Source organism: Streptococcus sp. HMSC072D05 (assembly GCF_001815805.1).
Taxonomy (GTDB): Bacteria; Bacillota; Bacilli; order Lactobacillales; family Streptococcaceae; genus Streptococcus.
Genome location: NZ_KV822011.1, coordinates 108125 through 123329, shown reverse-complemented (window position 1 = coordinate 123329; position 15205 = coordinate 108125). Strand labels below are relative to the sequence as shown.

Genomic DNA, 15205 nt, shown 5'->3' with positions numbered 1-15205 from the left:
TTACCGAAATTCTGAAAAGATAAGGGAAAGAGCCAGTTAAACTGACTCCTTCTATTTATCTTGCCAATTAGTCGCGCGTTCCTCTCCCCACCAGTAAGGGATCAATTCAGCAACCTTAATTGTTTTTCTTGTTTCGTAGTCCATCATGAACTCTGCTTCTTTATTTTCAGCATTCAATTCTAAGAGAAATTCTCTGCAAGCGCCACAGGGCATGCCTGATCCTTCGCCGTAGGGAGGTTTATCTCGAAAGGCGAGGATTTTCTTAACTTTAGTTTGTCCTGAAAATTGATACATATTGAAGAGAGCTGCTCGTTCTGCACAGAGATGAAAAACGCCACAAGTGCCCTCCATACAAAACCCTGTAAAGATCTGACCATCTTCTGCTTCTACTGCAGCAACAACATGGTTAGCATAAACAAAGTCAGAAACTTCATGGGGATTGTATAAGGCTCGTGCTTCTTTATACATCTTTTCCCATGTATCCATCGGAAGTCCTTTTTATTTAGAGATCTCTTTCAGCATGTTTTCAATATGCTGGATTGACTTTTCACGTCCGAGTAAGAAAATGGTGTCTGGTAATTCTGGTCCATGCATTTCACCTGAAACGGCAATACGAATCGGCATGAAGAGGTTTTTCCCTTTAATACCCGTTTCTTTTTGAACTGCTTTGATTTGTGGGAAGATGTTTTCTGTCAGAAATTCTTCATCTGTCATTGCTTCTAGTTTCGCTTTGAAGGCTTCTAGAACAACCGGAACGGTTTCTCCTGCCATGACCTCGCGCTCAGCGTCTGTCAACTCTGGGAAATCTGAGAAGAAAAGATCTGTCAGTGGAACAATCTCGTCTACTGATTTCATTTGTGGTTTGTATAGTTCCACCATTTTTTCAGACTTGTCAGTCAATCGTCCTGCTTCTTCAAGGAATGGTTTGGCCATTTCAAAGATAGTTGCCAAGTCAGCTCTCTTGATGTAGTCATTACTCATCCAGTCTAGTTTCTTCTGGTCGAAAGCCGCTGGAGATTTGCTGAGGCGGTTTTCATCAAAGAGCTTGATGAGCTCTTCACGAGAGAAGATTTCGTCTTCCCCACCAGGGTTCCAGCCAAGAAGGGCGATAAAGTTAAAGACGGCTTCTGGCAAATAGCCTTTTTTACGGTAGTCTTCGATAAATTGAAGGGTATTGGTATCGCGTTTAGACAATTTTTTACCCGTTTCAGAGTTGATGATCAAAGTCATGTGACCGAACTCTGGAGCTTCCCAACCAAGAGCCTCATAAACCATAAGCTGTTTGGGTGTGTTGGCAATGTGGTCATCTCCGCGAATAACATGGGAAATTTGCATGTCGTGGTCATCGATGACAACGGCAAAGTTGTAAGTTGGGTAACCATCTTTCTTTTGGATAACCCAGTCACCACCGATGTTGCCACCTTCAAACTCGATATCACCTTTGACCATATCATGCCATTTGTAGATACCAGACTCATTGACAGCCAAACGAACAGTTGGGATGATACCAGCTGCTTCACGTTCTGCGATGTAAGCTGCTTTTTCTTCTTCGCTCATGCCAAGATATTCATTGATGTAGCGTGGTGTTTCACCAGCTGCTTCTTGGCGTTCGCGCTCAGCTGCCAACTCTTCTTCTGTAACGTAAGATTTGTAGGCTTTTCCTTCGGCTAGCAATTGGTCGATGTATTTTTGATAGAGTTCCAAACGCTCTGATTGGCGGTAGTTTTCATGAGTTTCTGGGCTTTCATCCCAGTCAATCCCCAACCAACGAAGGTTTTCAAGCTGTGAACGTTCTCCATCCTCAACATGGCGTTTACGGTCAGTATCTTCGATACGAATGATAAAAGTTCCACCATGATGGCGTGCGTAAAGGTAGTTAAACAATGCTGTACGGGCATTTCCGATGTGTAGTAGTCCTGTTGGACTTGGTGCGTAGCGTACGCGGATATCTTTTGACATAGTTTCTCCTATAAAGTCTCTAGGCGTCTGCCTTTTTGCTTTCTATATTATATCACAAGTCTCGCCTGAGTCCAATGTCTACGAATAAAGAGAGTAAAAAGAGTGGACAAGCCACTCTTTTCTTCTATTATAGACGTGCGTTAAGCTCTTTGCTCAATTCTTCAAATCCTGGTTTTCCAAGAAGGGCAAACATGTTGCGTTTGTAGGCTTCAACACCTGGTTGGTCAAATGGGTTGATGGCATTCAAGTAACCTGAAAGGGCAATTGCCAATTCGAAGAAGTAGATCGTGTAGCCAAGAGTAAAGGCATCTTGCTCTGGAAGAGTCACATACATATTTGGTACGTCACCGTCAGTGTGGGCAAGAAGAACACCGTCAGTCGCTTTTTTGTTTACAAAGTCAACGTCTTTTCCTTGAAGGTAACCAAGTCCATCAAGGTCTTCTTCCAAAGTAGGAATGATCACGTTCTTACGTGGTTTGTCAACACGGACAACTGTTTCAAACATGATACGAGTTCCTTCTTGGATAAATTGACCCAATGAGTGTAAGTCAGTTGAGAAGTTAGCTGAAGTTGGGTAAATACCTTTTTGGTCTTTCCCTTCTGTTCAGGCACCCCTTGTGGATCCATCTGCTGGGAATTCCCTTGCACTGACTGGCTAGTTTGATTGACTTGCCAATCAACCACTGCGTCATCTATTTTTTCTAATTTAGACCCAGAAGCCTGGACTTTTTGTCCAAGCTCTGAATCAATTTTTTAGACTTTTATTTTTCTAAATTGCTTGATTTGAAATTTTATTATGGTCAAGCAGTTTCGAAAATCTGAATGGTAGAGTCCTTTTCAATTACTACTGCTTGGTCTGCTGCAACATGGAGAGTGCCCGGCAGGCTGCCCTCTTTTGAACCATCAAAAGAAATCGTGATATGGCCCAGTCCAGTTAAATTTTTTTCTACTACATTTCCTACGGCAGTAATCGAATATTCCTGACTATCTACCACCAGCTTTCCACCTTCTAGTATTGCACCTAGAAGATTTTTGTTATCGATTTTAAAACAATACTCTGCTAAGTCTTCCGGAGCTTCTTCTCCAAACAAAATGAGCATATTGGCATCTTGAATCATATTCTGAGCTTCAGGCCCCACTTGAATTACTTTAGCTTCAAAAATTTTCTTCATCTAATTCCTATTCATCCTTTCTCAAATCTGTCATAAACTTATGCTTATAGATAAGTTTAACATAATAGTTGCTATGTTTACGTGCATCTATCAAAAGTTTACTGATAAAGGCCAATACTAGCTATCCAAGCTACTAGCACCCGCGGAACACCATTGAGAAAGCGTGAATAAAGCACAGAAGGGACACCAACCTCAACTGTTTCAGCCTTGGCTTCAGATAGACCGAGTGCTACAGGAATGAAATCACAACCGTTTTGAGTGTTGATAGCAAATATAGCTGGCAGAGCCATTTGGGGCGGAATAGTCCCTTTGCCGATTTCAACTCCAATTAAGGTTCCAATAATCTGACTGATAACAGCTCCGGGGCCTAACAAAGGAGATAGGAATGGCAAGGAACAGATAAAGCCAATCAAAATGAGTCCCCAGATGTTCCCAGCTAGGGGAACCATTAATTTTGCCAGCCAATTTCCAACACCTGAACCTTGAATAACCCCAATCAGCAAGGAAACAAAGGCCATGAAAGGAATGATCGTGTTGAGCATTGTTTGGATGGCTTCACGAGCAGCCTGGTTGAAAGTCGCAACGACCTTCCCAGCGCCCATCCCAATTCTTGCTACAATACTTGTTTCAGCTTTTTGCTCTGTAATTTTTTTACTAGTATCGTAAGTTGGCTTTTCTGTTACCACAGTTGTCGCTTTTTCGTCTTCATTAGCAGCAGAAATTTGATTAAGGCCAACTGCTGACACATAGATTTCCTCGGTTATATATTGAGCTAGAGGCCCACTTTTCCCTGTAGCGACAATATTTATTGTAGGGATCCCCTTTTTAGGATAAATACCACAGCGAAGAGTACCGCCACAATCCACGATTGCTAAAGCAATTTCCTCATCTGGGATAGAAGTTTTAAACCCATTAACAGCTTCCATACCGGTCAAATCAGCAATTTTATCTACAATATCTGGCTTTTCTCCTCCGCCAGTGATATAGATGAATTTATGCTTAGCTTCACTAGGTGTAATGACCAAAGGTCCTCCGAAACCGCCATTTCCTTTAACAACTTTTATACTCTTATATGACATAATTTCACTCTTTCTATAAATCAAATGTTTTACTCAAGGTAACACCTTGCTGTTTTGCTACATAAGCAGTTGTAAAATCGGTCACCCAACCGCCTACAAAGTTCATGACAAGCCCAACAAGCATGTAACGAATGGCTAAGTCCATTTGACTTAAACCTAAAGTTTGAATTCCTGTTGCAATTCCCATCCATACAAACAATTCCCCAGGATTGATATGCGGAAATACACCATTTGAAGTGTGGCAGAACTGCATCTGAGCTGCTACAAAACTAGGTTTATAATATTCTGGTAAGAAACGTCCCATACTGATTGCCATCGGATTCCCCAGCATAAAGGCAGAAATGAAAGGTAAAATCATATACCGGCTAACAGGATTTTTGGCAGAAATCTTAGCCAGGGAATTGACCTTCTCTTCTCCCAAGAAAGCGATAAGGGTATTCATTGCAATCAATAGCATCAAGACAAGCGGTACAATATTTGTCATCCAGCTAATAAAGGTTTCTCCACCTAATTGGAAGAGTTTCATAAAACTCTCTGCAAAATTTGTAATGTGATTCATAAGGAACTCCCTTTCTTATTTTTTTTAAATAACTGTTTAATAGATAATTGTAAGTAATTCGCATAAAAGCCGAATCCCAGAAAAGAATCAGATGAACTTGTCTCTTTCTCAATACCTGCCTCATTCCAAAGATAGACTTTTCTAGCATCTTCTATGGCTGATTGCATCAACTTATTTTCTTTTCTCACAAGAGGATTATACTTGTCAAAATAATGGATGTCTTCTCCAACATAATCGTCCATATTTTGAAAACGTGCTAAGATTGTGACTCCTTGCATTTTGCTAGCTTTAAGAACCCGACCGTTTTCATCAACCGCGAACATGACAATCGTACCGGATTTGATTCTTCCGGACTTCCTGCCAATCGCTACGCGCCCCAGTTTTCGGAGCATCGTATAGGTCTTATTGAAGTCTTTGAGTTGCTGCCAGCCGAGGAACATTTGAAATATATAAGCTGCCATGACAAATACAGCGAAAATTATTAGCGAATTCATTAAAATACTCCTTTGCTCTTAGAAAATGATAGAAACTCTGTCTCTGTTTCTACAGCCCTCAATGCTTCTTTTAGAGAAGGCTCTCCTGCAATTCGAAAAATGTCGTCATACAATTCCAGCAATTCACTCTCCATTTTGCTTTCAATTTCTGAGGGAATGGCGACTAGAAAGATAAATTCAATCCAATCATCTCCTTTTTGATAAGGCTCTTCTAGCTTTCCAAACATTAAAATAGTCTTTGCATAACCCTGGTTAATTGTATGGGGGAAGGCAATTCCTCCACCAAAAATGGTTGATTGTTTTTTATCCCTATCAATTATCCGATTTCTAAAACCTTCATCAATCATCTGAAGTTTCTCTAACTCTGCAACCATATTTAGCAAGTATTGCTGATAGGTTTTTTGGGGAGTCAAACGAAGAAAACGTAAGCTGACTGTTTCTAGATTTTTTTGATGAAAAGCATTGGCTCTCTGCCATTCTTCCTGCAGCCATTGATCATCAAAAAGATGATTAACTTGAATGACTGGAGATTTAGAATCTTTATATTTTAGAGGAACTGTCGTAAAAATCGCGAAATAGTCCTGATTCAAATCCAGATTAAAATCCTCTTCAGAATACTGAGTAATGTCTACATCATTTCCAAGAATTCGTCTGAGTTGCTGAATAATCATCGCAGCAGTTCCTCTTCCTGTTGTGCAAACTACAGCTATCTGCTTGCGAGAACCATTTACAACAGAGTTTTGCTTTCTTAAAATCATTTCAAAATACAAAGCCAGATATCCGATTTCAGATAATTCCAATTCAGAACCAAAAATTGCAGATAGTTCTTCTCCAGCAATTTTCGCCATTTCAAAAGCAAAAGGATATTGAGTTTGAACCTCGCCATGGAATATATCATTAGCTTGCACATGGAAAATCAGTCGATTGATTAAGGAGCCTAGATGAGACTTGATTTCTTCAAATAATTCTTCATCATCAAAGTTAACCAACATTGTTTCTTTGACTTTCTTGACAATCCCTTGAAAAATGTTTGCAAGCTGTTCAGATTGATAAGACGGCTTGCTTAAAGTGTCAATAAAACGGATATTAAACGGAAAACACAAAAAGTCTATCTCAAACTGACTGAGGGAAATCTTATAAGTCATCTCAATATGATAGATTAATTTTTCAACCAAAGGTGTCTCTGTTAAATCATTCCTATAGTAAGGAATAGGGCAACTCAACACCCTAGATGCATGAATACGCTCCACCATAATTGAAATGGTCTTTCGAAGGAGTTCCTTTGTTTCTTTCGGGATTTTATACTCCTGGAGTAGCGTCTCCAGAAAAGAAGATGTTGCCTCGGTGAGTGTCTTTCCTTCAAAGTAAGGGGCCACTTGGTGAATATAGAGCAAGCGCAAATTCAGCTCGGACCCCAAGACCTCCAGCCCACGGTTGGGCTTTCCTGAAATAGTGATAGAGTAACTCTCTGCCAAAGATTTTACTTGTTTTAAATCCTTATTAAGGGTACTTCTACTAACACCTGCTTCCTCAGCCAAGTCGTCAATAAGAAGAGGGGAGGTTGACTCAATTAAACGTTTTAGTAAATAGGCAATTCTTTTACTGGAAGAATTGAAGTCACTCTCCCGTTTTAAACTACCAGATAAAATCCTTTCCAACTCAGTATAGTCATACACCTCTAACATTAACTGATCATCTTGTGAGATAATCTGGATACTCGGAGCCAAAACATCATTTAATTGTTGGATACTCTTTTGCAAGGTTTGCATACTAATATCCAGCTCTGAGCGCATATCTACCAAGGAATAAGTTGGCTGTGAGACCATTTTTTCTAAAATATTATACCATCGATTTACTATGGTCAACTCTCTTCCTCACCTTCATTTTTTTAACCGCGAGTTTTCCCTCCGGCAATATTTGTAGTGACTCCAGTTATATAGCTAGAACGGTCTGAAATATAGAATGCTACAAGGTCAGCTACTTCCCGTAGTTTACCACTTCGTCCCAAAGGAGTTGTTGAAGTTGAAGCATAACCAGCTCGAATATCTTCTACCGTCTTTCCACGGGTATAAGCAAGAGCTTCCTCATAAGAAAGAGTTCGAAGTCCCGTAGCTTCCATAATTCCTGGAGCAATTCCAACCACACGTACACCATGCTTACCCAGCTCTTTTGCCCATGAACGAGTGTAACTATAGACTGCTGCTTTTGTGGCAGCATAGGCACTTTGTCCTTCAGAACCTTCCAAGCCTGCTTCTGAAGCCATGTTCACAATTACACCTTTTCCATTTTTCACTAAAATACGTCCTACTGCCTGACTAACCAAATACAAACCTTTTTGATTAATCATTGTTACTTTTTCAAACGTTTCATCGTCTAACTCGTAAGGACCTTTAGGATTTTCTGCATCAATTAATAATCTGGGAACATTAATCCCTGCATTATTGACTACCGCATCAATATTGCCAAATCTTTCAACTATTTTGGCAACACCCTCTTCTACTTCAGAGCGAGAAGTTACATCAACTTTTACAAATAATAGATTCGGGTGACGCAAATCGTTGTCGCTAAGATCAAAATTCGCTACATTGACTCCTAATTCCAGCAATTCTTCAACGATTGCCTTACCGATCCCAGATGACGCGCCAGTCACAAGAACTGTTTTGCCTTTTATGTTTAACCAATCATTCATTTTGATACCTCTCAAATTTTATTTACAAGGCAATTATACAGCGCTTTCATAAAAGAATTAAGACACTCTTTTTTACACTTTTAAAAAAAATAATAAACTAATTAAGAGGCTTGTACTAAAAATCCACAAGAAATGAACTTGTGGATCTTTTTATATTCTAAATGAACTCAAAGCATATGAGAATCAAAGGCGTGCATTCAACTCAGCACCCAGCTCTTCAAAGCCTGGTTTCCCAAGAAGAGCAAACATGTTTTTCTTATAAGCTTCAACTCCAGGCTGGTCAAATGGATTGATACCATTCAGGTAGCCAGAAAGAGCAATAGCCAACTCAAAGAAGTAAATAGTGTAGCCCAAAGTGAACTCATCTTGCTCAGGCAGTGTCACAAACATATTTGGAACTCCACCATCAGTGTGTGCTAACAGCACTCCATCTGTAGCTTTTTTATTGACAAAGTCAACATCTTTTCCTTGCAAGTAGCCAAGACCGTCCAAGTCTTCTGCCAATTCAGGAATCAGCACATTTTTGCGAGGTTTATCTACACGGATAACTGTTTCAAAGAGGATACGGGTACCTTCCTGGATAAATTGTCCCAGAGAGTGCAAGTCTGTTGAGAAGTTAGCTGAAGTTGGATAAATCCCTTTTTGGTCTTTCCCTTCTGACTCACCAGCCAGTTGCTTCCACCACTCAGAGAAGTATTGCAGAGATGGTTCATAGTTAGCTAGAACTTCTGTCAGATAACCTTTACGGTACAAGATATTGCGTACAACTGCATATTGATATGCTTCATTTTCAGCCAACTTATCAGAAGCATAAGCCTTGCGAGCAGCATTTGCTCCTTCCATTAACTTGCTGATATCAGCTCCTGCAGCTGCGATTGGCAAGAGCCCCACTGCTGTCAATACTGTAAAACGACCACCTACACTATCAGGCACTACAAAAGTATCCCAGCCATTAGCATCTGCTTCAACTTTAACTGCACCTTTAGCGCGGTCTGTAGTTGCGTAGATACGTTGGTTAGCTTCTTCTTGACCGTACTTCTTAACCAAGAGTTCTTTGAAGACACGGAAAGCAATAGCCGGTTCAGTTGTTGTACCTGATTTAGAAATCACGTTTACTGAGAAATCTTTGTCTGATACATAGTCTACCAAATCAGCCAAATAGCTTGAAGAGATAGAGTTTCCAGCATAGAGGATCTGAGGTGCCTTGCGTTCTTCCTTTCTTTGCAAGTTTACAAATGAATTATTCAAGAAATCAATAGCTGCACGAGCTCCTAAATAGGAACCACCAATACCGATTACGATCAATACCTCACTATCAGATTGGATTTTAGCAGCAGCCTTTTGAATACGAGCAAATTCATCTTTGTCATATTCTTCAGGTAAGTTCAACCAGCCAGTCATTTCTGCCCCAGGACCTGTACCATTTCTCAGAGCAGAATCTGCTGCAGTCACTTGAGGCTGCATATAATCTAGTTCATGTGGTGCAACAAATTTATCTAATACTTTTGAATAATCAAATTTAATATGTGACATAATATTCCTCCAAAATTTCTTCTCTTCTATCATAACCCTTACCTTAGATTTTTTCAAGTTTTTATACTGAATTTTTCCAAATTTTATCATAATTTAAACATTTGCGTAAAAAATGTTACAATATTAAAATTTGAACGAAATAAGACAAAAAAACGGCTAGAGATTCTAACCGTTACAATTCATTTAATAAATACTCAAATAATTCTAAATTGCCATCTTCTTCATTGACCAGGAACTCTGGGTGCCACTGTAAACCGATAATGCGATGTTCGTCAATAGACTCAATCGCTTCCACTGTCTGATCTCGAGGATCCACCGCTGTCACACGGAAATTGGGTGCTAGATCTTTAATGCTCTGACGATGCACTGAATTAACCTGACTTTCTTTGCCAAATAACTTAGCCACCACGCTTCCTTCTACTGTTTCAATAGAATGAGAGGTTCCAAAAGGCAAGCCTTGCCAGTGACCTTCAATTTCTTGGTGAAGAGTGCCGCCAAAAGCAACATTGACCAGCTGAACCCCGCGACAGATTGCCATAATTGGTTTATTCTGGCGGAGCGCTTCTTTCAAGAGGGCTAGTTCAAACTCATCGCGTACAAGGTTGTAATCATCGCTCTCAATGGTCTTTTTCTCTCCATAAAACTGAGGATGGACGTTTTGCCCACCTGTCAAGATGAGTTTGTCAATCATTTCCACATAATCGCGCACAATGGACTCATCCCCTACAGGAATTACTAAAGGAAGACCACCGACTTGACGAATGCTCTCTGCAAATTTACAGGATACAGATGAGTGAATGTTTTTCCCTTCTGCATCTACAGGACATAGATTTGCAGCAACTCCTACAACCGTTCTAGCCATAATGTGTCTCCTTTCGATTTTCTTGCGATAGTCTTATCTTATCACTCCAACCCTTTCCTGTCTAATATGTTTTTTTAAAGACCGTGATAAGTATTTTTTATGTATAAAAAAAAGCTGCCCAATAAGGACAACTTCTTTTTTATTCGAAGACAAATTGATTGTGATACAGTTCCGAGTAGAAGCCACCGATCTTGAGCAACTCGTGATGATTTCCACGTTCAATGACCTCTCCATCTTTGAGGACAATAATCTGATCGGCATTGAGGATGGTCTTGAGACGATGGGCAATCACAAAACTGGTTCGTCCTGCTACAACTGCCTCCATGGCATGTTGAATCTTGCTTTCTGTTACGGTATCCACATTGGAAGTCGCTTCATCTAGGATTAGGACTTGAGGATCTGTCATCAAGGTCCGAGCGATGGAAATCAATTGTTTCTGCCCAGTCGAGAAGATATTTTGCTCATCATCAATAAGGGTATCATACTTATCAGGCAAGCTTTCGATATAGTCATGAATATGAGTTGCCTTGGCAGCTGCTTCGACCATTTCCTGACTGGCATCTGGCACACCAAAGCGGATATTGTCTCGGATCGTTCCACTAAACAAGACCGAATCCTGCAAGACAATCCCGACCTTGCTCCGCAGGCTGTCCAAGTCGTAGTCACGAATGTCTTTGCCATCAAAAGAAATGCTACCTGCATCCACATCGTAGAAACGATTGATGAGGTTCATGATGGTTGTTTTCCCCGAACCAGTCGGGCCTACAACTGCTATCATCTGCCCCTTAGGAGCTGAAATGCTGACATCTTTTAAAATCGGCTTGTCTGGCACATAAGAGAAATCAATGTGACTGATTTCAACACCTTCTCGCAATTCCGTAAAGGCAGGCGCATTTTGCGGACGAATCTCTTCTTCTGCATCGAACATTTCTTGGATACGATCCGCTCCAGTAAAGGCCAACTGGAGGCTCCCCCAACTCGCAGCCACCTGGATAATCGGCTGGTAGTACTGCTGAGAAAATTGGGTAAACATAACGATCAAACCTAGGGCTGTCGTTGTTTCGATACTTGGATCGTTCAGCAAGACCGCAGAACCTGCAAAAATGACGATGGCCGTATTGACCAAGCTCATCCCATTCATAACTGGAAAGAGGATGCCTGAGAACATTCTCCCTTTAAAGGTTGCCTTGCGCACGCGCTCATTTTGCTCCACAAAGCCTGCTACGATGTCATCTTGAATTCCTTGTACGATAACAGCTTTCTGTCCAGAAATACTCTCGTCCATGTAGGCGTTGAGTTTCCCTACCTCTTTTTGCTGGAGATTAGTGTACTTACGGGCCATTTTCACAATAAAGACCAACATGAGAAAGGCCACTGGGGTGCTGGCTACTGTTATCAGGGCGAGCGTCACATTTCTTGAAAACATGACAAAAATCAAACCGATGTAAAGAGCAATATTGCTCATAACCTGAACTAGGCTTTCATTGAAGGCTTGAAGAATGTTATCTAAGTCACTCGTGAAGCGAGAAAGGATATCGCCATCCTGATGGCGGTCAAAGAAAGAAACGGTCAAACGGGAAAGTTTGCCAAAGAGGCCCTTACGCATCTCATTTGTCGACTCAGCAATCACACGAGTCATCAAGGTCATGTAAATCAAACTGGATACCACTAAGGCAAGAACAACCAGAGCTAGATTCAGCATCAGAGCTGATAAACTCTGCCAAGCTAGTTCGGAAGTCCCATTTTGATAAGCCAGAACTAGGTTAGCGAGCTCCGTCACTGCTTGACCTGAAAAAACTGGAAAGAGGGCTTGGGCAATCGTCGCAACTGCAACCATCAGAATCACAATGACAAAGGAGAACTTGTAAACTTTAAAATAATTCCAGAAAAATCGAACGGTTTTCATTTTATTCCTCCTTTCCCTTTTGTGTTTCGTAGATTTCGCGGTAGACGGCATTGTTAGCTACCAAGTCTGCATGCCGTCCTTCTCCAATCAAACGCCCTTGATCCAAGACCAAAATCTTGTCCGCATGGACGACTGAACTGATCTTTTGAGCGATGATAATAGTTGTTGTCCCTTTCAGATCTTTATTCAAAGCTTCCTGCACGAGTCTTTCTGACTTGGCATCTAGGGCTGAAGTCGAATCGTCAAAAATCAGGATACGGGGATTGCTGACAATCCCACGGGCAATGGACATCCGTTGCTTTTGTCCACCAGAAAAGTTGGTGCCACGTTCTTCAACCTGACTCTCAAATTTGTTTTCCATGCGCCCGATAAATTCACTGGCTTGGGCAATCCGTGCTGCACGTTCCATTTCTGACACGCTAGCATTTCCTTTCCCTTGACGGAGATTATCTGCAATGGTTCCGCTAAAGAGAATAGCACGTTGCAAGACAATGGAAACTGTTTTACGTAAGGTTCCCTCGCTGACGTCTCGAATATCCTTGCCACCAATCTTGATAGATCCCTCCTGTGGATCAAAAAGTCGTGGAATTAACTGAGCTAGGGTGGACTTCCCTGCTCCAGTCGCCCCAACCACACCAACCATCTGACCAGGCGCAACATCAAAGGTCACATTCTTCAGCATAGGCTCATCGTCATTAGGATAGGTGAAGGTCACATTTTCAAAAGAGAGACTTCCTTCTAACTCTTCATCAGGGAGATCTTTAAAGGTCATCGCTGGCTCGGTATCTAGAATCTCACGGATACGACGCAAAGAAATCATGGCACGACTGACAGAATTTCCTAAAAATCCAACCATGATAATGGTAAAGATAATCTGGCTGAGATAGTTGATAAAGGAAGCAATCGATCCCACAACAGATGGATCTGACTGAGCCATTCCGGCCACCAACCAGATAGAGAGGAAGACCGCCCCATAGCCGACTAACATCATAAAGGGTTCTATAACTGAGAAGGCATAACCGATATAAAGATTTTGGCCGAGAAGCTCGTCTGAGACTTCGGTAAACTTAGCAAACTGCTCTTTTTCCTGCACAAAGGATTTGACTACACGCACACCACGTAGATTTTCCTTAGCGATAGCATTAATCCGTTCAAGAAGGGTTTGAAACTTAGCAAATCGTGGCCCCATCATCCCCATCATGATGGCAGTTAGTGCAAAGATTAGGAGCACCATGAGGACAATCACCCACCAAAGTGACGGAAGAGTGTGAACCGCCAAGATAAAGGAACCGATAAAGAGAAGAGGGAGACGGAAGAGGATTTGAAAAGCCATCATCACCACGTTCTGAATTTGGTTGATATCATTGGTCATTCGGACGACAAGGTTACCCGCATTGAATTGCTCGATATTGGCATAAGAAAAAGTCTGGATCTTGCGAAAAGCGTCTTCACGAAGGTCCGAAGACACTCCTTGAGCAATGTAGGCTGCAAGTGTTACATTGACCCCACCTGCAACCAGACCGACTAGGGCTACTCCTATCAGCCAAGCGCCAATACTATAAATAGCCTCATTTTGACCGGCCAACAAAGCCTCTAACACCTCTTGCAAATAGCGCGGTTGCAAGAGCGAGCTCGCAACCATCAAGCCTGTCATCATTAGGGATGCCAAGGCCTGCCATTTATAGGTTTTTATTTTTTTAATGAGCATATTTCCTCCTAATAAAATAGATAAAGGGAGCGACATCCTGCGTCAGCTCCTTCTCATTCGTTCATATTGATGCTATTCTAGCAAAAAAGAGACATCTTGTCAAAGAAGTCTCCTTATTATAAATTAGTACGCTTTCATCTACAGGTGATGCATGAAAAGGCTTTTTATGGTAAAATGAAAGGAAGAACTCTTACAAGGAGGAAAAGATGAAGAAACAAACCATCGCTGTCTTGGGTCCTGGTTCTTGGGGAACTGCCCTTTCGCAGGTCCTAAACGACAATGGGCACAAGGTTCGAATTTGGGGAAATATTTCTGACCAAATTGATGAAATCAATAACCAACATACAAACAAACGCTATTTCAAAGATATCCTACTCGACGAAAAAATCAAAGCCTATCATGATTTAGAAGAAACACTAAAGGATGTGGATGCTGTTTTATTTGTAGTCCCAACAAAAGTAACGAGACTGGTTGCCCAACAAGTAGCAAAGGTGCTCGATCACAAAGTTGTCATCATGCATGCCTCCAAAGGATTGGAACCAGATAGCCACAAACGTCTATCAACTATTCTTGAAGAGGAAATTCCAGCTGACCTTCGTAGTGAAGTCGTTGTTGTTTCAGGACCGAGTCACGCTGAGGAAACGATTGTACGCGATATTACCTTGATTACCGCAGCCTCCAAAGATCTTGAAACTGCCCAGTACGTCCAAAATCTCTTTAGCAATCACTACTTCCGTCTCTATACTAATACGGATGTTATCGGAGTTGAAACCGCTGGTGCTCTCAAAAACATCATCGCAGTTGGCGCTGGGGCACTACATGGACTAAGATTTGGCGACAATGCCAAGGCGGCTATCATTGCCCGTGGCTTGGCTGAAATCACCCGTCTAGGGGTCGCTCTTGGAGCTAATCCTCTGACTTATAGCGGTCTTTCTGGAGTTGGAGATTTGATTGTAACGGGGACATCTGTCCACTCTCGTAACTGGAGGGCAGGTGATGCTCTCGGTCGTGGAGAATCCCTCGCAGACATCGAAGCAAACATGGGCATGGTTATCGAAGGAATCTCAACAACTCGAGCGGCTTACGAGCTAGCTCAGGAATTGGGTGTCTACATGCCAATCACACAGGCCATCTACCGAGTTATCTATGAAGGTGTCAACATTAAAGAAGCAATCACTGACATCATGAGCAATGAATTTAAAGCAGAAAACGAATGGTCATAGACCTTTATAGAAAGGAACATC

Annotated in this window: 13 protein-coding genes and 1 pseudogene; 1 reads left to right on the top strand and 13 read right to left on the bottom strand. The window is 41.5% G+C overall.

Going from position 1 to position 15205, the window contains the following annotated elements; translation table 11 throughout:
• Positions 1-51: 51 nt before the first annotated feature.
• The 13 genes and pseudogenes from HMPREF3057_RS03910 to HMPREF3057_RS03850 form a co-directional block, all read right to left on the bottom strand.
• Complete coding sequence (locus HMPREF3057_RS03910) at positions 52-486, bottom strand: cytidine deaminase family protein (protein ID WP_070696441.1); 435 nt, start codon at positions 484-486, stop codon at positions 52-54.
• A gap of 12 nt (positions 487-498) precedes the next feature.
• Positions 499-1959 (bottom strand): glutamate--tRNA ligase, encoded by a 1461-nt coding sequence (gltX, locus tag HMPREF3057_RS03905; protein ID WP_070696438.1) that lies wholly within the window; start codon positions 1957-1959, stop codon positions 499-501.
• Between the two features lie 127 nt (positions 1960-2086).
• Positions 2087-2563, bottom strand: a pseudogene (gene pgi / locus HMPREF3057_RS03900) (glucose-6-phosphate isomerase); the annotation flags it as partial.
• A 196-nt stretch (positions 2564-2759) separates the two neighbouring features.
• Positions 2760-3131 carry a PTS glucitol/sorbitol transporter subunit IIA gene (locus HMPREF3057_RS03895; protein ID WP_008808177.1) on the bottom strand — a complete coding sequence of 124 codons (372 nt, stop codon included), beginning with the start codon at positions 3129-3131 and terminating at the stop codon, positions 2760-2762.
• Between the two features lie 98 nt (positions 3132-3229).
• Positions 3230-4210, bottom strand: a complete 981-nt coding sequence (locus HMPREF3057_RS03890; RefSeq protein WP_038804194.1) for a PTS glucitol/sorbitol transporter subunit IIB — start codon at positions 4208-4210, stop codon at positions 3230-3232.
• Positions 4211-4223: 13 nt separating this feature from the next.
• Entirely contained in the window at positions 4224-4769 is a 546-nt protein-coding gene (locus tag HMPREF3057_RS03885) for a PTS glucitol/sorbitol transporter subunit IIC (RefSeq protein ID WP_001015684.1), read from the bottom strand.
• Positions 4766-5263 (bottom strand): transcriptional regulator GutM, encoded by a 498-nt coding sequence (locus HMPREF3057_RS03880; protein ID WP_033585448.1) that lies wholly within the window; start codon positions 5261-5263, stop codon positions 4766-4768. Before HMPREF3057_RS03880 ends, HMPREF3057_RS03885 begins: the two co-directional genes overlap by 4 nt.
• Positions 5263-7089: a BglG family transcription antiterminator gene (locus HMPREF3057_RS03875; RefSeq protein ID WP_080639548.1), complete on the bottom strand. Its 1827-nt coding sequence runs from the start codon at positions 7087-7089 to the stop codon at positions 5263-5265. The genes HMPREF3057_RS03880 and HMPREF3057_RS03875 overlap by 1 nt, the downstream gene beginning before the upstream one ends.
• 62 nt (positions 7090-7151) lie before the next feature.
• Positions 7152-7952 carry an SDR family oxidoreductase gene (locus HMPREF3057_RS03870; RefSeq protein ID WP_038804195.1) on the bottom strand — a complete coding sequence of 267 codons (801 nt, stop codon included), beginning with the start codon at positions 7950-7952 and terminating at the stop codon, positions 7152-7154.
• 183 nt (positions 7953-8135) lie between these two features.
• Entirely contained in the window at positions 8136-9485 is a 1350-nt protein-coding gene (locus HMPREF3057_RS03865) for a glucose-6-phosphate isomerase (protein WP_000018239.1), read from the bottom strand.
• Positions 9486-9657: 172 nt separating this feature from the next.
• Entirely contained in the window at positions 9658-10347 is a 690-nt protein-coding gene (locus HMPREF3057_RS03860; protein WP_000124757.1) for a gamma-glutamyl-gamma-aminobutyrate hydrolase family protein, read from the bottom strand.
• A 139-nt stretch (positions 10348-10486) separates the two neighbouring features.
• Positions 10487-12253 carry an ABC transporter ATP-binding protein gene (locus HMPREF3057_RS03855; RefSeq protein WP_070696435.1) on the bottom strand — a complete coding sequence of 589 codons (1767 nt, stop codon included), beginning with the start codon at positions 12251-12253 and terminating at the stop codon, positions 10487-10489.
• A 1-nt stretch (position 12254) separates the two neighbouring features.
• Complete coding sequence (locus HMPREF3057_RS03850; protein ID WP_070696432.1) at positions 12255-13961, bottom strand: ABC transporter ATP-binding protein; 1707 nt, start codon at positions 13959-13961, stop codon at positions 12255-12257.
• Positions 13962-14167: 206 nt separating this feature from the next.
• Between HMPREF3057_RS03850 and HMPREF3057_RS03845 the strand changes: the two genes are divergently transcribed.
• Positions 14168-15184, top strand: a complete 1017-nt coding sequence (locus tag HMPREF3057_RS03845) for an NAD(P)H-dependent glycerol-3-phosphate dehydrogenase (protein ID WP_070696429.1) — start codon at positions 14168-14170, stop codon at positions 15182-15184.
• Positions 15185-15205 lie beyond the last annotated feature (21 nt).